The organism is Streptomyces sp. ADI95-16, from assembly GCF_003721495.1.
Classification (GTDB): Bacteria; Actinomycetota; Actinomycetes; order Streptomycetales; family Streptomycetaceae; genus Streptomyces; species Streptomyces goshikiensis.
Genome location: NZ_CP033581.1, coordinates 7,560,515 through 7,582,118, shown reverse-complemented (window position 1 = coordinate 7,582,118; position 21,604 = coordinate 7,560,515). Strand labels below are relative to the sequence as shown.

The following is a 21,604-nucleotide window of genomic DNA, read 5'->3' as shown; positions in this document are numbered from 1 at the left end:
TGAACGCGAGCGGCGGCCGTCCCGCGGTCACCGTCGCCAGGTTCCGCGTATGCCCGCGCTGATCGCCCGGACACATGCGGACCCACTGGCGCGGACCGGCTCAGAACCCACCGCCGCGTCCGCCGGGGGCTTCCCGGCGGACGCGGCGACTGCTTTGCGGGGGGGGCGAGCGGGTCAGCCCGGGCAGGATCCGGCGCAGAGGGAGCCGATCGTGTAGGTCCCGGCGAGGTTGCCCCGGTTACCGGCCGTAGTGCTGCCGATCCGGTTCGTGTAGTTGACGCCGTGGTAGTAGTGGAACCGGCTGCCCGTGTGGTTGTAGACGGAGCGGGTGTTCGTACCGGCCCGCATCCACGAGCACTGGGCGCGGGTGTCGGTGGAGTTCCCCGACCACTGGCACTTCTGCCCGCCGCCGTCCTTCTCCGAGTAGAAACAGATCCAGCCCGACGCACAGTTGTCGTAGCCGGTGGCCGATGCCGCCCCGGCTTGCGCCGCGGGCGCGAGTGCGAGTGCGGCACCGAAGAATCCGGTGGTCATGGCCAGTGCGAACCTCGTACGACGATTCACTGCCCCTCCTACGGCCTGCCCGCACGGTGCGGGCGGGCGCTGGGGAAAAGTCTGGTCGGTGAATGGATCCGCCGACTACGGGTGATTCAGCCAGTTCATCCGTGTTCGGTTCTCCTCAGCACCATTCGAGGCTTTTCCGGCTGAACATCCGCGACGCCCCAGGTCGGGGGTCGTGAACGTTCGAATGGCCACAGGACGTGCGATTCGCGGACCGGGACCCTCCGAACGGGCTACGCGCGCCGGGGAGCGGATGCCGCGCGGCGTCGGCGCTGGTGGGATGGGGGTGCGCGGGCTCGCCCGGTGCCCGCCGCCCGGCCGGGGCCCGCCGCCCGGCCGGGGGTCCTGCCCGCTGAGGAGGGCCGATGCGCCGCTATCCGCCGATCGCCGATCACGGCCTGATCGGAGACCTGCAGACCTGCGCGCTCGTCTCCTCCGAGGGCGTGCTCGACTGGTTCTGCTCGCCCCGGTTCGACTCCCCCAGCATCTTCGCGGGCCTCCTGGACCACGAGCGCGGCGGCTTCTTCGCCCTCACGGCCGACGCGCCGCGCGTCACCACCCGCCAGCTGTACCTCGCCGACACCGCCGTGCTGGTGACACGGTTCCTGACCTCCGACGGGGTCGGCGAGGTGGTCGACTTCATGCCCGTCCGGGAGCCCCGCACCGCCACCGACCGGCACCGGATCGTGCGCATCCTGCGCGTGGTGCGCGGGCGGGTGCGGTTCACGCTGGAGTGCCGACCCCGCTTCGACTACGGCCGCCGGCCCCATGACCTGGTCGTGGACGGCGCCACCGCGCGGTTCGCCGGGCCCGGCACGCACGCGTACCTCCAGGCCCTCGGTCCCGTTCCGCTGGAGGCCGACGGCCCGGACGTGCGGGCCGCCATCGTGCTGGAGACCGGGGAACGCGCCGCGGTGGTGCTCACCGTCTGTGACGCCGACGGCCCGGCGCCCGCGGCGACGTCGGTGGACGAGGTGCTGGAGAGCTACCTGCGGGTCAACCGGTTCTGGCACGGCTGGATGAGCCGCTGCCGCTACCGGGGCCGCTGGCAGCAGATGGTCAACCGCTCCGCGATCACCCTCAAGCTCCTCACCTACGCGCCCAGCGGCGCGCCCGTCGCGGCGCCCACCATGGGCCTCCCCGAGCAGGAGGGCGGTGAGCGCAACTGGGACTACCGCTACACCTGGATCCGTGACGCCTCGCTGTCGGTGCGCGCCATGCGCGAGATCGGCTTCACCGAGGAGGCCGACGCCTTCCGCGCCTGGCTGGGCCGGCGGGTCATGGCCGGCGAAGCGCCCAGCGGCGAACCCTTGCAGATCATGTACCGCGTGGACGGCGACCCCCACTTGGCGGAGGAGGTCCTCGGCCATCTGGAGGGCTGGCGGGGATCGGCGCCCGTACGGGCCGGCAACGGCGCCGCCGGCCAGTTGCAGCTGGACGTCTACGGCGAGGTCGTCTACGCCCTGGCCCAGGCCGCCACCCTCACCGAGGCGGTCGGGTACGACGGCTGGCAGCGCTCCGCGGAGATCCTGGACTGGCTCTGCGACCACTGGGACCGGCCGGACGAGGGCATCTGGGAGACCCGCGGCGGCCGCGAGGACTTCACGTACAGCCGCCTGATGTGCTGGGTGGCCATGGACCGCGGCGTCCGCCAGGCCACCCTGCTCGCGCGCCCCGCCGACGTGGCCCGCTGGACCGCGACCCGGGACGCCGTGATGCGGCAGATCATGGAGCGGGGCTGGGACGGGGAGCGCCGGGCCTTCGTCCAGCACTACGGCAGCCCGGTCCTGGACGCCTCGCTGCTGCTGATGCCGGTGGTCGGTTTCATCAGCCCGCGCGATCCCCGCTGGCTGTCCACCCTCGACGCGATCGACCGCGAGCTGGTCTCCGACAGCCTCGTCTACCGCTACGACCCGGCCGCCTCGCCCGACGGACTGCGCGGCTCGGAGGGCACGTTCTCGCTGTGCAGCTTCCTGTACGTGCACGCCCTGGCCCGCGCGGGCCGGCTCCAGCAGGCGCGCTACGCCTTCGACAAGATGCTCACGTACGCGAACCACGTCGGCCTCTTCGCCGAGGAGATCGGGCCGACGGGCGAGCAACTGGGCAATTTCCCGCAGGCGTTCACACACCTCGCGCTGATCACCGCCGCGCTCGCCCTGGACGAGGAACTCGACCGGGCCCCGGCCGACGGCGGCTGGGAGTGACGGCGGACGATGACCGGAGGTCCAGCGCCGGCCGGCGCCCCGTCGGCCGTCCGGGTGACGGCGGACGGTGACCGCAGCGGGCGGCGGGTGCCTCCCGCCGGCCGGCCCTACGGTGTGCCGCATGGCCCACGACGAGCCCCCCGGCGCCGGCGGCGCCGATGAGGCCTTCGAAGACGATCCGCGGTTCGCCGCCGCGCGCCTCAAGGAGCGCCTCTACGCGTCCATCACCATGATTTCGGTGGTGATCGGCCTCGCCGGCTCCGAGCACGCCGACGCGATGGGAGCGGCCGCCACCGTACTGACGGCAGCGGTCGGGCTGTGGCTGGCCGCACTGGTCGCTGACCAGCAGGCCCACCGCGTCGTCCACGGCCGGCTGGCGACGGGCCACGAGCTGCGCGCCATGCTGGCCGTCAGCAGCCCGCTGCTGGTGTCCGCCGCCGGGCCGCTGGTGCTGATCGGCGCGGCCGTGCTCGGGGTGATGGAGCTGGACACCGCGCTGCTGACGGCGGCCGGCGTGAACGTCGCGACCCTGTTCGCCTGGGGCTGTTTCGGCGGGATCCGGATGGGCGGCGGCACGGTCTCCGCGTTGCTGGCGGGCGTCCTGGACGCGGCCATCGGCACCGCCGTCGCGCTGGTCAAGGCGGCCGCCGGCCACTGACATCCGGTGTCGGCGCGCCGGGACCGGCGCGGCCCGCGGGTCCGCCGCGTGCGACCCGGCCGGGAGCGTACCGGCCGCCGCCGACACCGCTCAGTGCTCGGCCGGGGCCGGCTCCACAGCGGCCCGCTTCGCCTCCCGGCGGCGCAGCGCGTCCTCGTCCGTGTCGGCGTCGTAGGTGACCAGCTTCGGCAGCATCGCGGTCAGCATCGCCACCGCGGCCACGCACATCAGGCCGCCGCTCCAGAACGCCGAGCGGGTGCCGGTCCAGCCCGCCACCGTGCCCGCGCGGACCTGGCCGAGCTGTGGGCCGACGCTGTACGAGAGCACTTCGATGCCCGCCAGCCGGCCCCGCAGCTCCTCGGGGATGGTCTGGTTCCAGATCGTCGCCCGCCCGAGGCCGCTGAGCATGTCGCCGGCGCCGGCCACGGCCAGGCACACCAGGACCACCCCGATCTGGCTGAACCAGCCGGCGGCCGCGATGGCCACGCCCCAGACACCGGCTCCGAAGATCACGAGCAGTCCGTGCCGCCGCACCCGTGACGTCCATCCGCTGGTCAGGCCGATCGCCAGCCCGCCGATCGCGCCCGCCGAGTACATCAGGCCCAGTGCCCACACCGCGTCGAGCTCGTCCGCGAGGAAGGGGAAGAGGGTGTTGGGGAAGGCGAAGAACATCGCGGCGAGGTCAACGGCGTACGTGCCGAGCAGGACCGGCCGGCTCCACGCGTACCGGGCTCCCTCGGCGATGCCGCGCAGCGCGGGGCGTTCGGCGCCGCCGACCGGCGGGGCCGGGGACAGCCGGGTGCACAGGCCGACCGAGACGACGAACCCGACGGCGGTGACGCCGTAGGCGGCCCCGTATCCGGCGTACGCCACCACCAGTCCGGCCAGGGCGGGTCCCGAGATGGCGCCGATCTGGTAGCGCAGCGAGTTCAGGGCGGCCGCGGCGGTCTGCTGCTCGTGCGGCACGATGCGCGCCATCATCGAGTCCAGGGCGGGGCGCTGGAGTCCGGCCAGCGCGGAGACGCCGGCGGCGACCACGTACAGGGGCCACAACAGCGGGTCCGGCAGCAGCGCGTTGACCAGCAGCACCACGGAGAGCACTCCGAGCCCGGCCTCGGTGAGCAGGATCACGCGTCTGCGGTCCAGGGCGTCGGCGAGGGCTCCGCCGTACAGGCCGAAGACGACCAGCGGTACGAGTTCCACCGCTCCCATCACGCCCACCGCGAGCGGCGAGTCCGTGAGCTCCTTGATCTGCAGGGGCAGCGCGATCATCGCCATGGCGGAGGCGAAGAAGGTCACCACGCCTTGGAAGAAGAGCAGTCGGAAGTCCCGGCTGGAACGCCATGGGGCGAGATCGGGAAGCAGACGGGACAGACGGGACAGGAGGGACGAACCTGGAGCACTCACAACGGTCCATCCTCAGCGACGCCGCCGCGCCCGGGCAACGCATTTTCCGCGTGCCCCGGTACCACCGCGGCGGTCCTCAGGGCGTGACGATGGCGAAGTCCGGGTCGGGGTCGGTGAGGTGCCCGATCAGCTCGGCGAGCCGGGCGGGGTCGCCGCTGACCTGTGCGCGGCCAGCGGCCACCAGGTCCGGGAGGACCGCCTGGCCGAGCAGGATGCCGCGCAGGGAGGGTTCGTCCAGGGTGATCTCGACGTCGGGTTCGCCGACGGCCGGTCCGAGGCCCCGGATGTGCGTGAGCACCCCGTTGCGCAGGCGCAGGGTGCTGGGCTCGCGGCCGTCGGGGAACCGCCAGCGGACGGTGATGTCGGCGTCCCAGCTGCGCGGGCCGTCGACGCGGATCGCGAGGGAGTCGAAGAGCTGGTCGAGGGTGAGGGCGGCCAGCATATCCTCGGAGACGGCGCTGGCGGGGGTGCCGACGGTGCCGTGGCGCAGTTCGAGGGCGCCGGTGAGGAAGAAGTTGCGCCAGGTGCCGTTCTCGCTGCCGTAGCCGAGCTGTTCCAGGGCGTCCGCCTGGAGGGCGAGGGCGCCGGCGTGGTCCGGGTCGGCGAACAGGACGTGGCCCACGACCTCGACGACCCAGCGGAAGTCGCCTTCGGCGTAGGAGGCGCGGGCGCGGCTCAGTACCGTGTCGGCGCCGCCCATGAAGTCGACGTACCGGGTGGCGGCCTCGGTGGGCGGGTGGGCCCACAGGCGGGCCGGGTTGCCGTCGAACCAGCCCATGTACCGCTGGTAGACGGCCTTGGTGTTGTGGCTGACCGAGCCGTAGTAGCCGTGCGTGTGCCAGGCGCGTTCCAGCGCCGGGGGCAGCCGCAGCTCCTCGGCGATCTCCGGCCCGGTGCGGCCCTGGTTGAGCAGGCGCAGCGTCTGGTCGTGGAGGTACGCGTACAGGTCGCGCTGCTCGGACAGGAAGGTGAGGGCGTCCTCGCGGCCCCAGACCGGCCAGTGGTGGGAGGCGAAGACGACGTCGGTGGCGTCGCCGAACAGCTGGACGGCCTCGGTGAGGTAGTGGGCCCAGTCGTGCGGGTCGCGGACCTGCGCGCCGCGCAGGGTCAGCAGGTTGTGGAGGTTGTGGGTGGCGTTCTCCGCGGTGCACAGGGCGGCGTGGCCGGGGAAGTGGATGTTCAGTTCGGCCGGGGCTTCGGTGCCGGGGGTCATCTGGAAGACCATGCGGATGCCGTCGACGGTCTCGCTCTGCCCGGTGCGGGTGATGGAGAGCGTCGGCGGGATGAGGGTGACCGTGCCCGTCGAGTTCGTGGCGCCCAGCCCCGAGCTGATCTGGCCGCGGGGGCCCTTGGACAGGGCGGCGCCGTACATGTAGGCGGCGCGGCGGGACATGGCGGTGCCGGCGTAGACGTTCTCGCTGACGGCGTGCTCCAGGAATCCCTCCGGGGCGATCACCGGCACGCCTCCCGCGACCTCCTCGACGCCGATCACGCCCTTGACGCCGCCGAAGTGGTCGACGTGGCTGTGCGTGTAGAGGACCCCGGTGACGGGCCGGTCGCCGCGGTGGCGGCGGTAGAGGGCGAGCGCGGCGGCGGCGGTCTCCGTCGAGACGAGCGGGTCGATGACGAGGATGCCGCGCTCGCCCTCGACGAGGGTCATGTTCGACAGGTCGAAGCCCCGCACCTGGTAGATCCCGGGGGTCACCTCGAACAGGCCGTGCCCCGTGACCAGCCGGCTCTGGCGCCACAGGCTCGGGTTGGCGGTGGGCGGGCAGTCCTCGGCCAGGAACCCGTAGGCGTTCAGGTCCCACACCACGCGGCCGTCGGCGGCTCGGATCGCGGGCTCCTCGACCGTGGCGATGAAGCCCCGGCGCTCGTTCTCCTGGTCGCGGGTGTCCTCGAAGGGGAAGCGTCGCAGCACGCCGGCGTTGGCCTCGGCGATCGGGGGCTCGGCGTCCCGGGGAGAAGCGTTCACAGACCGTCCTGCCTCTCAGCGGGCCGTGGGCCGGCACCCGTGTCGGTGGAGCCCCGTCCCCACCCTGGGCCCGCGCGGTGGCGCGGGCCACCGCGCCTGCTCCATTCAGATCACGCCGCGGACCAGGGGCGGCCGCCCGGTGTGGTGGGCGAGGAGGGCGTGCGGGTCCTCACCCGTGGGGGTGTGGTCCGTGTCGGCGGCGTGGTGGGTGTGGTCGGTGTGGACGGTCGCGGCGGTCAGCCGGGGGACGGCGTGGATGAGCGCGTGCTCGGCCGCCACCGCCAGGGCGTGGGCCTGGACGACGGTCAGGTGCGCGTCGACGACGATGTCGGCCTCCGCGCGCAGGGCGTGGCCGATCCAGCGCATCCGAACCGGCCCCGCGCCCCGTACCCCGGCCACGGCGCGCAGCGCGTCCTGCGCGGTCTCGACGAGGCCGGGGTCGACGGCGTCCATCAGGCGCCGGCCGACCGCGCGGGCGGCGCCGACGAGGGCGTAGAGGATCGCGGCGGTGATGAGCAGCCCGACGACCGGGTCCACGGCCGGCCGGCCGAGCGCGGCGCCGCCCGCTCCGAGGAGGACGGCGAGGGAGGCGAAGCCGTCCGTACGGGCGTGCAGGCCGTCGGCGATCAGGGCGGCCGAGCCGATCCTGCGGCCGGTACGGATGCGGTAGCGGGCCACCCACTCGTTGCCGGCGAACCCGGCCAGCGCGGCCCCGGCCACGGCCCACAGGTGGGTGAGGTCACGGGGGTGCAGCAGCCGGTCGACGGCCGCCCAGGCGGCCACGGCGGCGGAGGCGGCGATGGCCGCCACGATCAGCATGCCGGCGAGGTCCTCGGCGCGGCCGTAGCCGTAGGTGTACCGGCGGTTGGCCGCGCGGCGCCCGAGCAGGAAGGCGATGCCGAGCGGGACGGCGGTCAGGGCGTCGGTGGCGTTGTGGATCGTGTCGCCGAGCAGGGCCACCGACCCCGACAGGGCGGTGATGACGGCCTGGACGGCGGTGGTGAACCCGAGGACGAGCAGGGAGAGCCACAGTGTGCGCATGCCCTCGCGCGAGGTCTCCATGGCGGTGTCGACCTTGTCGGCCGGCTCGTGGCCGTGCGGGCGCAGCCGGTGGGCCAGCCGGTGCCGCAGCCGTGCCGGGCGGGTTCCGCCGGGGCCGTGGGCATCGTGGCCGTGGTGGTGGGCGTGTGGGTGGGCGCGTGGGTGCCGTTTCCCCTCCATGACCACACGGTGGCACAGGGAATCCGTTGCGGCTACAGCCGTCGTACGGCCTGTGACCAGGTGCGACGCCCTCGCATCTGCGCCCGGGGAGCACGAGCGGCGCGCGGGCCCCGCCGCTGCGGGCGGGGCCCTCGGCGGACTAGAACATGCGGGTCCAGTCCGTCGCCGGCATGCCGAAGGTGCGGGCGGCGGCGGTGGCGATGGCCGGCGGGGCGGTGCCGTCGTTGGAGCCGACGGTGTTGTCACGGCCGGCGTTGAAGACGTCGTCCTCGGCGACCTGGACGTGGTTGTTGTTGCCCAGGACGAACACGTAGTGGGAGTCGCCATCGGCGGGCGCGGCCAGAGCCGGGGACGCGACGGCGGAGAGGGCGCCGGCGGCTGCCAGGACGGTCAGGGCGGCAAGGGCACGGCTGCGGACGGATCGCTTCACGACATCGCCTTTCACACGGAGGACGGGGGTCACGCCCCCAGAACGTAGGGGCAGCCCGCCGCCCGCCGGCCTCCGACACACAGGAGCCCGCGCCCGATGGCTCCGTTCGGCGGCGGGGGTTCTTACGGATCCGTGACGGGCGGCCCCGCATCCGGTTCGGCGGGGCGGGAGCGGCATAGCGTCGGGGCATGCGTGTACTTGTGACTGGAGGAGCGGGCTTCATCGGCTCGCACATCGTCGCCGAGCTGGCCGAACGCGGGCACGAGCCCGTGGTGTTCGACCTGGCGGCGGACGGGCGGGACGTACGCAATGCCGGGCAGGTACGGCAGGCCCTGGCCGGGGTCGACGCCGTCTGCCACCAGGCGGCCAAGGTCGGTCTCGGCAAGGACTTCGGGGACGCCCCCGGGTACGTCAGCGCGAACGACCTCGGTACGGCGGTCCTGCTGTCCGCGATGGCGGAGGCGGGCGTACGGCGGCTGCTGCTCGCGGGGTCGATGGTCGTCTACGGCGAGGGCCGGTACGAGTGCCCCGCGCACGGGGTGGTCCGGCCCGGGCCGCGCGCCGAGGCCGATCTGCGGGCGGGCCGGTTCGAGCCGCGCTGCCCCGGCTGCGGGGCCGAGCTGGTGCCCGGGCTGGTCGGCGAGGACGCGCCGATGGACCCGCGGAACGTCTACGCCACCACGAAGCTGACCCAGGAACACCTCGCCGCCGCCTGGGCGCGGGCCACCGGCGGGCACGTGGTCTCGCTGCGCTACCACAACGTCTACGGGCCCGGGATGCCCCGCGACACGCCGTACGCCGGGGTCGCCGCGCTGTTCCGCTCCGCGCTGGCCCGGGGCGAGGCGCCGCGGGTGTTCGAGGACGGCGGGCAGCGGCGGGACTTCGTCCACGTACGGGACGTCGCGGCGGCCAACGCGGCGGCGCTGGAGGCCCTGCCGGAGGGGCCCGTGGGCGGCTTCGCGGCGTACAACGTGGGCAGCGGTGATCCCCGTACGGTCGGCGACATGGCCAAGGCCCTGGCCGCCTCGTACGCGGGCCCGGACCCGGTCGTCACCGGCGAGTACCGGCTGGGCGACGTACGGCACATCACCGCCGACTCGGCGCGGCTGCGCCGGGAGCTGGACTGGCGCCCGGTGGTGCCGTTCGCCGCCGGGATGGCCGAACTGGCGGCGGGCGCGGCGGCGGGGACGGCGGCCGGGGCGCGTCTGACGCTCTGGCCTACGCCGGAGCCGGGGCCGGAGCGGCCGCCGGGGCCGGGAGGGTCAGTTCGAAGCGGCAGCCACCGGTGACGTTACTGACGTCCGCGCGGCCCGCGTGGGCCTCGACGATGCCTCGGACGATCGCGAGGCCGAGGCCCGCGCCCGCCGGAGGGGTCCGCGCCGGGGTGCCCCGCCAGCCGGTGTCGAAGACGCGCGGGAGGTCCTCCTCCGGGATGCCCCCGCAGGCGTCGGTGACGGACACCACCACCGCTCCCGCGCGGCGTTCGGCGGCGATCGCGACCGTACCGTCGGCCGGGGTGTGGCGGATGGCGTTCACGAGGAGGTTGGACAGCACCCGGGACATCTCCTTGCCGTCCACCTCCACCGGAAGCGCCGCGACACCCTCGCCGACCAGCCGTACGCCGTGCTCCCGGGCGAGCGCGTCGACGCCGGTCAGGGCGTCGCCCACCAGGTCGTAGAGGGACATCCGGGTGCGGCTGAGGCTGAGCGCGCCCGCGTGGATGCGGGAGAGCTCGAAGAGGTCGCCGACCATGGAGTTGAGGCGGTCGACCTCGGTGCGCATCTGGCGGTGGTAGCGGGCCGGGTCGGCGGCCATGCCGTCCTCCAGCGCCTCCGACATCGCGCGCAGCCCGGCCAGCGGGGTGCGCAGGTCGTGCGAGATCCAGGCGACCAGCTCGCGCCGGGAGGTCTCCAGGGCCCGCTCGCGTTCGCGGGAGGCCGCCAGCCGCTCGCTGGTGAGGGCCAGCTCGCGGCTGAGCGCGGCGAGTTCGGCGGGGGCGGGGACGGCGGGCGCCGTGAAGGTGCCGTCCTCGCCGAAGACGCGGGCGGCGCCGACGAGTTCCCGGCAGCGCAGCACGACCTGCCGCCCGAGGAGCAGCGCGGTGGCCAGGGAGACGGCGGCGGCCACCGCAGCGACCGTCGTGACCACGGCCAGGTCGTGGGAGGACAGGAACATCGCCCATGCCACGGCGAGGGTGCCGGCGAGCATCGCGGACACGGCGACGGCCGCGACGACGGCAAGGGAGACGGCGACGCTGCGCCGGCGCAGTATCCGCAGGGCCACGGCTCCCAGGAGTCCGGCGGCGCCCGCGCCGAGCAGGGCGTAGAGGGCGATCAGCAGCAGGTCACGCACGGCCGGCCACCGCCGTCGGGGAGGGCTGGGCGTCGAAGCGGTAACCGGCGCCCCAGACGGTCTGGATCAGTCGGGGGCTCGCCGGATCGTCCTCGATCTTTCCCCGGAGCCTGCGGACGTGGACGGTGACGGTGGACAGGTCCCCGAAGTCCCAGCCCCACACCTCGCGCATCAGCCGCTCCCGGTCGCAGACCTCCCCCGGGTGTCGCAGGAAGTAGGCGAGGAGGTCGAACTCCCGCAGGGTGAGGGCGAGTTCCGTACCGTCCTTGGCCGCCCGGCGGCCCGCCGGGTCCAGGGTCAGGCCCGCCGCGGCGAGCCGGGGACCGGCGGCCGGGGCCGCGGCCGGGGTGGCGGCGACCCGGCGCAGCACCGACTGCACGCGCAGGACCAGCTCGCGCGGGCTGAACGGCTTCGTCACGTAGTCGTCCGCTCCGACCTCCAGGCCGAGGATCCGGTCGTCCTCGTCGCCGCGGGCGGTGAGCATGATGACCGGGACGGGCGGGGTCCCGGCCTCCCGGGCGCGCAGCCGGCGGCAGACCTCCAGCCCGTCCATGCCGGGCAGCATGAGGTCGAGGACCACCAGGTCCGGGCGGTGTTCCTCGGCGGCGCGCAGCGCGGCCGGTCCGTCGCCGGCCAGCCGCACCGCGAACCCGGCGCGGTCGAGGTATCCGGCGACGACCTCCGAGACGGTGGGGTCGTCGTCCACGACGAGGACGCCGCGCACGCCCTCGTCCGTACTCTCCGCGTTGTTCGCTGCTGCCATGGCTCAAGACTGACATCCGCGCGGGCCGGGTCGTGCCCGGGGCGGCGCCCGTCGGGAGGGCGTCCGCGTTTCGTAAGGACTCAAAGCCCCATTCGTCCGCCGCCGCTTCCTACGGTGTGGCTCGTGACTGAATCAGCTTGCGCGCCGCCCCGCGCGGACCTCGTACTGCCGTGCCTCGACGAGGCGGAGGCGCTCCCCTGGGTACTGGCCCGGGTGCCGGCCGGCTGGCGGGCCATCGTCGTCGACAACGGGTCGACCGACGGCTCCGCGGACATCGCCCGCGGTCTCGGCGCCACGGTCGTGCACGAGAGCCGCCGCGGTTTCGGCGCCGCCTGCCACGCCGGGCTGCTCGCGGCCCGCGCCGACCTGGTCTGCTTCTGCGACTGCGACGCCTCCCTCGACCCCGGGCTGCTCGCCCCCATGGCGGCACGGGTCGCGGCGGGCGAGGCGGACCTGCTGCTCGGCCGCCGCCGTCCGCGGGGGCGCGGCGCCTGGCCGGCCCACGCCCGCGCCGGGAACCTGGCACTGGCCCGGATGCTGCGCCGCCGTACCGGGCTGCGGCTGCACGACCTCGGGCCGATGCGGGTCGCGCGCCGTGAGGCACTGGTCGGCCTGGAGCTGACCGACCGGCGCAGCGGCTACCCGCTCCAGATGGTCGTACGGGCCGCCGACGCGGGCTGGCGGGTCGCCGAGACGGACGTCCCGTACCTGCCGCGCTCGGGCAAGTCGAAGGTCACCGGGACCTGGCGGGGCACCTGGCACGCGGTGCGGGACATGCGCCGGGTGCTGGCCGAGCCGCCGCTCAAGCGGTCCGCCCCGAGCGCGGGAGTACGTACATGAGCACCCTCCTCGTCATCGCGAAGGCCCCGGTCGCGGGGCGGGTCAAGACCCGGCTGACGCCGCGTTTCACCCCGGAGCAGGCGGCCGGCCTGGCGCGGGCCGCACTTCAGGACACCCTCGCGGCGGTCCTCGCCACCGACGCCCGGCGGCGGGTCCTGGTCCTCGACGGGCAGCCGGGGCCGTGGCTGCCGGAGGGCATCGAGGTGGTCCCGCAGTGCGCGGGCGGGCTGGACGTCCGGCTGGCCGCGGCGTTCTCCCTGTCCGGCGGGCCCACGCTGCTGATCGGCATGGACACCCCGCAGGTCACCCCGGAGCTGCTGGCCCAGGGGCTCGACTTCACCGGCACCGGCGCCTGGTTCGGTCCCGCGGACGACGGCGGGTTCTGGGCACTGGGCCTGGCCCGGCCCGATCCGGCGCTGCTGCTCGGCGTCCCGATGTCCGTCCCGCACACGGGGCGGGAGCAGCGGCTGCGGCTGACCGCGTCCGGCCGGGCGGTACGGGACCTGCCCGCGCTGTGTGACGTGGACACCCCGGCGGACGCGGCGCGGGTCGCGGCCGCCGCGCCCGGTACCCGGTTCGCCGCGCTGCACGGCGAGCTGTGCGCGGTCGCGCGATGACGGCGCAGCTGTCGGAGCCGGTGCGCGCCTGGCGGGCCGACCCGTACGCCGACGCGCTGCGGGCCGGCCGCGGGCCCCTGTACCTGCGGCGCTCGGACGGCTGGCTGTTGCCGCTGGACGTGGCGCGCTGGTGCGCCGAACCGGACGAGGCCGACGCGACGGTGCTCGCGCGCTGCCGGGGCCCGGTCCTGGACATCGGCTGCGGGCCGGGCCGGATGGTCGCGGCGCTGGCCCGGCTGGGGCGTCCGGCGCTGGGCGTGGACGTGATGCCGGCGGCGGTGGAACGTACCGTGCGGGCGGGCGGCAGCGCGCTGTGCCGGTCGGTGTTCGATCCGCTGCCCAGCGAGGGCCGCTGGGGCACGGTGCTGCTCATCGACGGCAACATCGGCATCGGCGGGGACCCGGTCGCGCTGCTGCGGCGCGCCGCCCGGCTGACGGATCCGCGCGGCTCGCTGCTGGTGGAGGTGGCCGCGCCGGACGTGGACGAGCGGGTCGAGGTCCACCTCGACGACGGCGACGGCGGCTGGGGGGCGCCGTTCCCGTGGGCGCGGGTGGGCGCCCGCGCCCTGGGTGTCCACGCCGCCGAGGCGGGCTGGTCCCGGGCGGTGGCCTGGGAGGCGGCGGACCGGCGCTTCGTACGGCTGACGCGCTGATCCCCGGCGCCCCGCCGCCCCCTCGTTCCCGCGCCGCCGGGCCTGGTTCAGGCCCGGCGGCGCAGCAGTGCGCGGATGCCCAGGTACGCGCCCGTGACGAGGGCGATCGCGGCCATCGCGAGCAGCCAGTTGCGCGCATAGTCCAGCGGCAGCACCGTCGGGTTGGCCGGCGCTCCGGGGCGCAGGAGCGGCGGGAGCGCGATCGCGGTGAGGGAGCCCGCGACGACGAGGGCGGCCCGGGGTGCGCCGGTCAGGCGCAGTCCCGCCGCGGCGGTGAGGGCGGCGACGGCGAGGACCAGCGGGGCGATCAGCCCGTCGTGGAGCACGACGGCGCCCGCGAGCCACAGCGCGATCCGCCAGGGCTCGGGCTGCCCGAGCAGCAGGACGCCGCCCAGCGCCATCAGAGCCAGCCCGAGTCCGCCCAGTGCGCGGCGGTACGTCATCACGCGACCTCCAGTCGGCCGACCCACTTCGTCTGGAGCACGCCGGGCCGGTTCGGGGCGATGATCCGGGCCGGATAGCCGTGGTCCAGGGAGAGCACCTCGCCGCCCAGCCGCAGCGCGAGCAGGGTGAGCGGGTCCTGGGCGTACTCGCGGCCCATCTCCATGACCCGGTAGGCGCCGGCCGCCTCCAGCGAGACGACCCGGGCTCCGGCGCCGGGCCCGGCTCCGGCGCGCTCCAGCAGGTCCCGTACCCGGACGCCGGACCAGTGGGCGGACTTGCTCCAGCCCTCGACGCAGGCGATGGGCAGGGTGACCTCGTACTGCGGCATCGCGCTCAGTTCGGCCAGCGTGAGCAGGTACGGGCGCGGCCCGTCGACGGTGAGCCGCCAGTCGGTCAGCGAGGCCTCGGTGACCTGGGCGGCGGCGGCCGTGCGGTTCACCGGCAGGCCCTGGACGCCGTGTTCGGGGCTGCGCGGGGCGAACAGGTCGAAGGGTGCGAGCGCGGTGACGGACTGCCCGACGGTCGTCAGGGTGACGGCGCCCACCCCTGCGGCGACGGCGGTCAGCAACTGCCTGCGGTCCGGGCCGTCGGCCGCGGGCAGGGCGAGGGTGCCCTCGGAGCGCCGGCTCCAGTGGGCGTGGATCTTCGGCCACTGGACCGCGAGGTGCAGGAGCAGCGCGCCCAGCAGCAGCCAGGCCACCGCGAAGTGCACGGGAACGAAGGAGAACGGCCACGGATACCACTGATAGGTGTTCAGGAAGCCGGTGATCAGCTGGAACACGCCCGCCGCCACCAGGACCGCCACCGAGAGCCGCTCCAGCGCGTGCCGCGGCGACCGGACCGGCGGCCAGGCGAAGAGCCGCGGGTACACCGTCCAGAGTTTGGCCAGCAGCAGCGGGATCGCGGCGATGCCGGATGCCACGTGCAGGCCCTGGGTGCCCCGGTAGCCCCAGTACGGGCGGCTCGGCAGCCGGTCGGCGAGCCAGTGCGGCGGGTGCTGGAGGTAGTGGCTGAGCACACCGGTCGCGAAGCAGACGACGATGGCCAGCCCGAGCCAGCGGCCGATCGCGGTCGCGGTCCGGGCGTCGTGCAGCCGCCCCTTGAAGGTGACGGGTGGCCGGCCGGGCGGGGGGAGGGTGAAGGGCATGCGCCCATCACACCCGTGCCGGGGCCGGATCGGGCGGCTGGACACCTTACGAAACACGGACGTGCGGGGCGCCGGGCCCCGATCCGGGCCCGGCTCCTGGAACGCTGCGGACGTGAACCCACGCACCGCCCTCACCGTCCCGTCCCGCACCGCCGCCGCCCCCGCCGCCCTGGCCACCCTGATCGCTCTGGTCGCCCCGGTCGCCCCGGTCGCCCTGGCCGCCTTGGTCGTTGCCCTCGTGTGCGCCATCCGCTACGACGGCTACTTCACCGATCCCGCCGCACTGTCCTGGTGGTACGCGGGCTGCTGGGTGCTGTTCGCGGGCGCGCTGCTCGCGCTGCGCCGTGTCCCGGCGCGCCGGGTCGTACCCCTGGTGCTGGCGGGGGCCTTCGCGGTGGCGGCGACGGGGCTGGTGGCGCCGCCCCGGACCAGTACCGACTCGTACCGCTACGCCTGGGACGGCAGGGTGCAGGCCGCCGGGATCTCCCCGTACGACCACGCGCCGCAGGATGCCGGGCTGACGCGGCTGCGCGACCCCTGGCTCTTCCCCACGGGCGCGGCCTGCACCGGCCCCGACCGGGCCGCGATCCCGCACCCGGCGGACACCCCGGCGCCGCACTGCACGCGGATCAACCGGCCCGCCGTGCACACCATCTACCCGCCCGTCGCCGAGGCGTACTTCCTGGTCGTGGACCTGCTCTCGCCCGAAGGCGCCCGGCACAAGCCGCTCCAGATCGGCGCCGGGCTGCTGTCGCTCGGCGTGACGGGCGCGCTGCTGCTGATCCTGCGCCGCCGGGGCGGGGACCCGCGGTGGGCCGCGTACTGGGCGTGGTGTCCGGCCGTGCCCGTCGAGGCGGTGAACAACGCGCACGTCGACGTGCTGGGCGTGCTCCTGGCGGTGGCCGGTCTCGGGCTCGTGGCCGCGCGCGGGCCGGGACGCCGGGCGGCGGGCGGGCTGCTCCTGGGCGCGGCCGTCGCCACCAAGCTGATGCCAGCGATCGCCCTGCCGGGCGCGCTGTCGGGGGTGCGCCGGGTGCGGGACGCGGCCGTGGTGCTGCTGCCCGCCGCCGCCTTCGCCGTGCTCGCGTACGTCCCGTACGTACTGCTCTCGCGCGGCTCCGTCTTCGGCTACCTCGGGGGCTACGTCGAGGAGGAGGGGTACGAGGACCCCTCCTCGGGCTCCCGGTACGTGCTGCTGCGTCTGGTGCTGCCGGACGACTGGGCGTTGCCGGTGCTGCTCACCGTGCTGGCGGGGGTCTGCCTGTACGTGCTGTGGCGCGGGGATCCGCGCCGCCCGTGGAGCGGGGCGCTGCTGGTGACGGGCTGGGCCTTCCTCCTGCTGACGCCGGGCTACTCGTGGTACGCGCTGCTGCTCGTGGCGCTGGTGGCGCTGGACGGGCGCTGGGAGTGGCTGGGCGTCGCGGTCGCCGGGGCGGCGGTGTACGTCACGGGGCAGGTGTTCGGCTCGCGCGAGACCACGGGCGCCGTGGCCTACGGCCTCGCGGCGCTCCTCGTCGTCACGGTCACGGCACTCCGCCGCCGCCACACCCCCGCCCCGACCGCCACCACCCCGGCGGCGGCGTAGGGGCGCCGGCGGCCGCGCCGGCCAGGACCCAGGGTCACGCCGACGCGCCGGGGCGCACGGGGAGGGCCCGGGGTCCGCCCCCCGTGGCGGGCCCCGGGCCGGTCTCGTGGCCGCCGTCAGTCGCCGATCGCGATCTTGCCGTTGGCCGGCACCGGCTCGCGGGTCACCTCCGGCTTGGCCGCGCCTCGGCCGCCCAGGAGCTGGGACAGGTCGATGCCGGTGGTGGAGCCGAGGAGTTCCATGCCCTGGGCCACGTTGTCGGCGACGGTGCGGGACAGCTTGCTCGCGCCGTCGGTGGAGATCACCGTCATCTTGTCGATCGCGGCCAGCGGCTCGGCCGCCTTGGCGACCACCTGCGGCAGCACCTCCACCAGCATCTGGATCATCGCCGCGTCGCCGTAGCCCGCGAAGGCCTCGGCCTTCTTCCGCATGGCCTCCGCCTCGGCCGCGCCCTTGGCCGCGATGGCGGCCGCCTCCGCGTCACCCTCCAGGCGTACCGCCTCCGCGATCGCCGCGCGGCGGGCCCGCTCGGCCTCGCCCCGCTTGGCGCCCTCGACGGCCTCCGCCTCCGCGAGGGCGGAGCGGCGCTGCTTCTCGCCCTCACCGGTCAGCCGGGACCGCGCGGCCTCCGCCTCGGCTGCGGCGATGTCGGCCAGACGCTCCGCCTCGGCCTGCTTGACGCGGGCCACGCGCTTGGCCTCGGCCTCCTGTTCGGCCTGGTAGCGGCGGGCGTCGGCCGGCTTGCGGACCTCTGTGTCGAGCTGGCGGTCGGTCAGCGCGGCCTGTCGCTCGGCGACCTTCTCCTGTTCGGCCAGGATCTGCTGCTGCCGGTCGGCGTCGGCCAGCGGCCCGGCGGCGTTCGCCTGGGCGGTGGCCGCATCGGTCTCGGCCTTGATCTCGGCCTGGCGCAGGTACAGGGTGCGCTGCGCGACCGCGATCTCCTCCTCGGCCTTCAGCCGGGCCTGTTCGGCGGCCTGCCGGGCGTTGGCCTCGGCGATGTCGGCCTCCTGCTTGGCGCGGGCGGCCTCGGGACGGCCGAGGTCCTCCAGGTACGAGCCTTCCGTGGTGATGTCCTGGATCTGGAAGGCGTCCAGCACCAGGCCCTGGCCGGACAGGCTGGCCTCGGCCTCCTCCGCGACCTGGCCGGCGAACGCGGCCCGGTCGCGGATGATGTCCTCGACCGACATCCGGCCGACGATGGCGCGCAGCGCGCCCGACAGCACTTCCTGGGTGAAGCCGACGATGCCGTCCTGTTGTTGCAGGAACCGCTGCGCGGCGGCGCGGATGGCGTCCTCGTTGCCGCCGACCTTGACGATCGCGACGCCTTCGAGATTGGCCTTGATGCCGCGCAGCGTGACAGCGCCCCGGACGGCGATCGGGATGTGACGGCTCGACAGGTCGAGGGTGTAGCGCTGCTGGACGAAGGGGACGACGAACACTCCCCCGCCGACCACGACCTTCTGCCCGCTGTTGTCGGTGACGACCTGCCCGGTCGCCGGATCGGTGGACTTCTTGCCGCGCCGGCCCGTGATGATGAAGGCCTCGCTGGGGCCGGCGACCTTGTAGCGGGTGACGACGACGAGGGCGAGCAGGACGAGGAGTACGACCACTCCCACGACCGCGGTGACGACTGGACTCATGATGGTTCCCCCTGCCTCCCCCGGTGGAGGGAACAGATCGGTGGTGTGGGTGGACGGAGAAGGCGGCGCAGCGGAGCGGGGCGCGCGCGTCAACGCTCGACGGCGCGCACGCTGACCGAGGTGGACGACGGCGCCGCCGTCACCCACACCTCCGCGCCGCGGGCCAGCGGCCCTTCGGCCGTCGCGGCGCATTTGACCGGCTGGCCGCCGAGCCGCAGCAGGACCTCGCCGTAGCCGCCGGCCGGGACGGCGGTGACCACCGTCCCCGCGGAGCCGACGAGGTCGCGGTGGCTCGGCGCGGCCCCGCTGTCGTCCCGGAGCAGGGCCCGGCTCAGCCGGTACGTCGACCAGCCGGCCCCCACCCCGGCCAGGGTCCCGGCGGCGGCTGCCGATCCCGGCCCGAGACCGGTGGTCCCGAGCACGATCGCCCCCGTGAAGCCGAGCATGGAGACGAAGCCCGCGATCACCGGAAGCGACAGCCAGCCGTCCAGCAGTCCGCCCAAGGCGCCGTCGAAGACGCCTTCCAGGACCCCGTCGGATACGAGGGCGCAGGCCAGCAGGACGGTTCCCCCGATGCCGAGACCGAGAAACAAGCCCATGAGCACCTCCCCCGCTTGGCCCGCGTTCGCGCCGTACGACGCCATCGTGTCAGCGGGTGCGCCTGCCGTGCATTGCCTGGTTCCGGCAGTCTTTACGCTTCTTTGACGCACCCGCTCGCGCTACGGTCCGCCACTGCCGCGTACGCCATTCGTACGAGGCGAATTACGGAGCCCGAACGCCAACCCGGGCCGCTCTTAGGCACGTTCCGGCTCCTGACAGGGAAGGAACCAGGGGGAGGCGGATGTGAAGTCGATGCGGATACGTACGAGGCGACGGGCAGCGGCAGTGGTCGGCGGGGCGGTGGCGCTGGCGGCGCCCCTGGTCGTCGCCGGGGGCGGGACGGCGCACGCCGACTCCTGCAACATGACCGTCGGGCCCTACCAGCGGCAGGTCGAGCAGTTCCTGGAGCGGCCGGTCGACGGCCGGCAGTCGGCGGCCGACTGCAAGGCCACAAAGGCGTTCCAGGCGACGCACGGGATCACCCCGACGGCCGGGTACGCCGGCCCCCTCACCTGGCGCACGATGAGCACGATGCTCGAACAGCGGGCCGCCGGCAACACCCCCAACCGGCAGGGGACATGCCCGACCGATCTCGGCCGGATCGCCTGTGTCGACCTGACCCGCCAGCTCAGCTGGGTCCAGGACGGCGGGAAACTCGTCTACGGCCCGGTCCCGGTGCGCACCGGGAAGGACGGCACCGAGACCCGGACCGGTCTGAAGAAGATCTATTACCGCAACATCAACCACTGGTCGACGATCTACGACGTCGCGATGCCGTACGCGCAGTTCTTCGACGGCGGCATCGCCTTCCACTCCGTGGACAAGAGCATGTGGAACCCGCCCGGTTCGGGAGGCTGCGTCAACATGCGGTCCGCCGACGCCAAGGCGTACTGGAACCTGCTGAAGAACGGTGACGACGTGTTCGTCTACGGCCGCAAGCCGGGCACCTAGTCAGCCGGTGCGCTCGTACTCGACCTGGGCGAGGAGGTTGCCCTCGCCGAAGTCGTGGGTGCGGGTGGCGCCGGTCTCGGCGAAGCCGCACTTGGCGTAGAAGCGCCGGGAACGCGGGGTGTCGCGCAGGGTCCACAGGTGCGCTCCGGCGCAGCCCGCGTCGCCCAGGCGGCGCAGCGTCTCGGCCATCAGCGCGGCGGCGACGCCGGTGCCCCAGCCGTCGGGGTGGCCGTAGAAGGTCGCGATCTCCGCGAGGCCCGGCCGGGTCGGGGACGGCAGGAAGACGGAGAGCGCCAGGGGGCGGCCGTCGACCTCGGCCAGCAGGATCGTCCCCCGTCCGGCCGAGTCCTGCGCCGGGGCCTCCGCCGAGGCCTGCGCCGGGCCCGCAACGCGGGCGTGCCATCGCGCTCGCCTGCTCCGGACCTCGCGGGCGGCGAACTCCGGCTCGAAGAACGGGCCGTAGGCCGCCTCCCACGCGGCGGCGTGGATCCGGCCGAGCGCATCTCCGTCAGCCGGACCGGCGCGACGTATCTCGATCATTGCGTCAGCCTAACGCGGTGGTCTGACAGACCGGCCGGCGACGAGACGGATGGCGCTGATCGTGAGGTCGGGGTCGTGGACCTGTACGTAGTGATCGCTTCCGGTGGCCAGGAACTGCGGGGTCTGGGGCTCCAGTTCGACCAGCGAGCGCTGCACCTCGGGCCAGGCGGCCTCAAGCCGGGCCAGGAGCTCCTTGGGGACACCGGGCGCGGTGGCGAAGGGCTCGGTCTTGCTGAGCACGGCCAGCGGCACCTTCGGGAGGGGCCCTGCCGCGCCGATCGCGCGGATCGCGCCGTCGATGTCGACCTTCTCGAATCCCGGGGCCGAGTCGAAGGCGGTGCCGGGGTTGTTCAGCAGCCGGAGGTAGGCGGGCCAGTCCTCGCCGAAGAGCTCCTTGAGGTTGGTCCCGAAGCCGTCGACGAAGACGAGTCCGGCCACCTTCTCGGGGTGTTCCTGCGCGAAGTTCCGCGTGATCATTGCGCCGAAGGAATGACCGACGAGCAGGTAGGGGCCGGGTACGCGGGCCGCCGTCAGCACCTTGTCCAGGTCGGAGGTCATCGCCGACAGGGAGCGCGTGCCGGTGACCGGCGTACTGCGGGTGGTCAGGGCCGGCGGGTCGGTGTAGCGGAGGGTGCCGGGGCGGTCGTAGACGCAGACCCGCGCGAACGCGGCCACGCCCGGGAACACGGCGGGGGCCTTCGGGACGGGCGGCTTGACGTCGGTGACGTTCCAGGTGTCCGAGGAGTCGTGCAGTCCGGATTCCAGGATCACGGTGGGACCGCCGGGGCCCGCGCCCCCGCCGCCGCTCCCCCGGCACCGCAGGTAGATCTTCCGGCCGCCGCCGATGTCCACGGGGCCGGCGAAATCGCCCGCCCCGGTGGCCGTGGGGCCGGTGACACCGTGCTGCCGGGGCGGGCCCGCACCGCATCCGGCCGACGCCGTAGCGATCACGGCGACGGCCGTCGCGACGAGCGCGTACGCCAGGGCCCGAGGCTTCGTCCCGGATGAGGTCACGT

21 protein-coding genes are annotated in these 21,604 nt (G+C 74.5%); 8 read left to right on the top strand and 13 right to left on the bottom strand.

Annotated features, from left to right (window positions below; all coding sequences use genetic code 11):
- Positions 1-174 precede the first annotated feature (174 nt).
- Positions 175-534 carry a peptidase inhibitor family I36 protein gene (locus EES41_RS33685; protein ID WP_123081679.1) on the bottom strand — a complete coding sequence of 120 codons (360 nt, stop codon included), beginning with the start codon at positions 532-534 and terminating at the stop codon, positions 175-177.
- Positions 535-926: 392 nt separating this feature from the next.
- Between EES41_RS33685 and EES41_RS33680 the strand changes: the two genes are divergently transcribed.
- Both EES41_RS33680 and EES41_RS33675 read left to right on the top strand, forming a co-directional pair.
- A complete protein-coding gene (locus tag EES41_RS33680) occupies positions 927-2,765 on the top strand; it encodes a glycoside hydrolase family 15 protein (protein ID WP_123081678.1) in 1,839 nt (612 codons plus the stop codon).
- 121 nt (positions 2,766-2,886) lie between these two features.
- Positions 2,887-3,423 (top strand): hypothetical protein, encoded by a 537-nt coding sequence (locus EES41_RS33675; protein ID WP_174261774.1) that lies wholly within the window; start codon positions 2,887-2,889, stop codon positions 3,421-3,423.
- A 90-nt stretch (positions 3,424-3,513) separates the two neighbouring features.
- On the opposite strand, the gene EES41_RS33670 is transcribed toward EES41_RS33675, so the two are convergent.
- From EES41_RS33670 to EES41_RS43925, 4 genes are all read right to left on the bottom strand, one after another.
- Positions 3,514-4,797, bottom strand: coding sequence for an MFS transporter (locus EES41_RS33670; protein WP_123082866.1), 1,284 nt, complete (start codon positions 4,795-4,797; stop codon positions 3,514-3,516).
- 109 nt (positions 4,798-4,906) lie between these two features.
- Positions 4,907-6,805, bottom strand: coding sequence for an alkyl/aryl-sulfatase (locus EES41_RS33665; protein ID WP_254211668.1), 1,899 nt, complete (start codon positions 6,803-6,805; stop codon positions 4,907-4,909).
- Between the two features lie 105 nt (positions 6,806-6,910).
- Complete coding sequence (locus EES41_RS33660) at positions 6,911-8,026, bottom strand: cation diffusion facilitator family transporter (RefSeq protein WP_123082864.1); 1,116 nt, start codon at positions 8,024-8,026, stop codon at positions 6,911-6,913.
- A 139-nt stretch (positions 8,027-8,165) separates the two neighbouring features.
- Complete coding sequence (locus EES41_RS43925) at positions 8,166-8,456, bottom strand: hypothetical protein (RefSeq protein ID WP_123081677.1); 291 nt, start codon at positions 8,454-8,456, stop codon at positions 8,166-8,168.
- A 188-nt stretch (positions 8,457-8,644) separates the two neighbouring features.
- On the opposite strand from EES41_RS43925, the gene EES41_RS33650 reads away from it, so the two are divergent.
- Complete coding sequence (locus tag EES41_RS33650; protein ID WP_123081676.1) at positions 8,645-9,745, top strand: NAD(P)-dependent oxidoreductase; 1,101 nt, start codon at positions 8,645-8,647, stop codon at positions 9,743-9,745.
- On the opposite strand, the gene EES41_RS33645 is transcribed toward EES41_RS33650, so the two are convergent.
- Together EES41_RS33645 and EES41_RS33640 are read right to left on the bottom strand one after the other, a co-directional pair.
- Entirely contained in the window at positions 9,675-10,808 is a 1,134-nt protein-coding gene (locus EES41_RS33645) for a sensor histidine kinase KdpD (RefSeq protein ID WP_123081675.1), read from the bottom strand. The two genes, EES41_RS33650 and EES41_RS33645, sit on opposite strands and share 71 nt — an antisense overlap.
- On the bottom strand, positions 10,801-11,571 hold the full coding sequence (locus EES41_RS33640; RefSeq protein WP_073798760.1) for a response regulator transcription factor: 771 nt from the start codon (positions 11,569-11,571) through the stop codon (positions 10,801-10,803). Before EES41_RS33640 ends, EES41_RS33645 begins: the two co-directional genes overlap by 8 nt.
- 123 nt (positions 11,572-11,694) lie before the next feature.
- Between EES41_RS33640 and EES41_RS33635 the strand changes: the two genes are divergently transcribed.
- Genes EES41_RS33635 through EES41_RS33625 form a run of 3 tightly spaced genes read left to right on the top strand, consistent with a single transcriptional unit; the run spans position 11,695 to position 13,681 of the window.
- Positions 11,695-12,411: a glycosyltransferase family 2 protein gene (locus tag EES41_RS33635; RefSeq protein WP_100581057.1), complete on the top strand. Its 717-nt coding sequence runs from the start codon at positions 11,695-11,697 to the stop codon at positions 12,409-12,411.
- Complete coding sequence (locus EES41_RS33630) at positions 12,408-13,028, top strand: DUF2064 domain-containing protein (RefSeq protein WP_123081674.1); 621 nt, start codon at positions 12,408-12,410, stop codon at positions 13,026-13,028. Before EES41_RS33635 ends, EES41_RS33630 begins: the two co-directional genes overlap by 4 nt.
- Complete coding sequence (locus EES41_RS33625) at positions 13,025-13,681, top strand: bifunctional 2-polyprenyl-6-hydroxyphenol methylase/3-demethylubiquinol 3-O-methyltransferase UbiG (protein ID WP_123081673.1); 657 nt, start codon at positions 13,025-13,027, stop codon at positions 13,679-13,681. Before EES41_RS33630 ends, EES41_RS33625 begins: the two co-directional genes overlap by 4 nt.
- A 47-nt stretch (positions 13,682-13,728) precedes the next feature.
- On the opposite strand, the gene EES41_RS33620 is transcribed toward EES41_RS33625, so the two are convergent.
- The gene (locus EES41_RS33620) at positions 13,729-14,124 is read right to left on the bottom strand and encodes a hypothetical protein (protein WP_123081672.1); all 396 of its coding nucleotides are present in this window, start codon (positions 14,122-14,124) and stop codon (positions 13,729-13,731) included.
- Positions 14,124-15,272, bottom strand: a complete 1,149-nt coding sequence (locus tag EES41_RS33615) for a molybdopterin-dependent oxidoreductase (protein WP_123081671.1) — start codon at positions 15,270-15,272, stop codon at positions 14,124-14,126. The genes EES41_RS33620 and EES41_RS33615 overlap by 1 nt, the downstream gene beginning before the upstream one ends.
- A 238-nt stretch (positions 15,273-15,510) precedes the next feature.
- Here EES41_RS33615 and EES41_RS33610 point away from each other — a divergent pair, with 238 nt between their 5' ends.
- Positions 15,511-16,857: a glycosyltransferase 87 family protein gene (locus EES41_RS33610; RefSeq protein ID WP_254211818.1), complete on the top strand. Its 1,347-nt coding sequence runs from the start codon at positions 15,511-15,513 to the stop codon at positions 16,855-16,857.
- A 116-nt stretch (positions 16,858-16,973) separates the two neighbouring features.
- On the opposite strand, the gene EES41_RS33605 is transcribed toward EES41_RS33610, so the two are convergent.
- Together EES41_RS33605 and EES41_RS33600 are read right to left on the bottom strand one after the other, a co-directional pair.
- Positions 16,974-18,497, bottom strand: a complete 1,524-nt coding sequence (locus EES41_RS33605) for a flotillin family protein (RefSeq protein ID WP_123081669.1) — start codon at positions 18,495-18,497, stop codon at positions 16,974-16,976.
- An 89-nt stretch (positions 18,498-18,586) separates the two neighbouring features.
- Positions 18,587-19,096 (bottom strand): hypothetical protein, encoded by a 510-nt coding sequence (locus EES41_RS33600; protein ID WP_123081668.1) that lies wholly within the window; start codon positions 19,094-19,096, stop codon positions 18,587-18,589.
- Positions 19,097-19,349: 253 nt separating this feature from the next.
- Here EES41_RS33600 and EES41_RS33595 point away from each other — a divergent pair, with 253 nt between their 5' ends.
- Entirely contained in the window at positions 19,350-20,048 is a 699-nt protein-coding gene (locus tag EES41_RS33595) for a L,D-transpeptidase (protein WP_123082863.1), read from the top strand.
- Here the strand turns inward: EES41_RS33595 and EES41_RS33590 are convergent, their stop codons facing one another.
- Entirely contained in the window at positions 20,049-20,588 is a 540-nt protein-coding gene (locus EES41_RS33590) for a GNAT family N-acetyltransferase (protein WP_123081667.1), read from the bottom strand.
- A 9-nt stretch (positions 20,589-20,597) separates the two neighbouring features.
- Entirely contained in the window at positions 20,598-21,602 is a 1,005-nt protein-coding gene (locus tag EES41_RS33585; RefSeq protein ID WP_123081666.1) for an alpha/beta fold hydrolase, read from the bottom strand.
- Positions 21,603-21,604 lie beyond the last annotated feature (2 nt).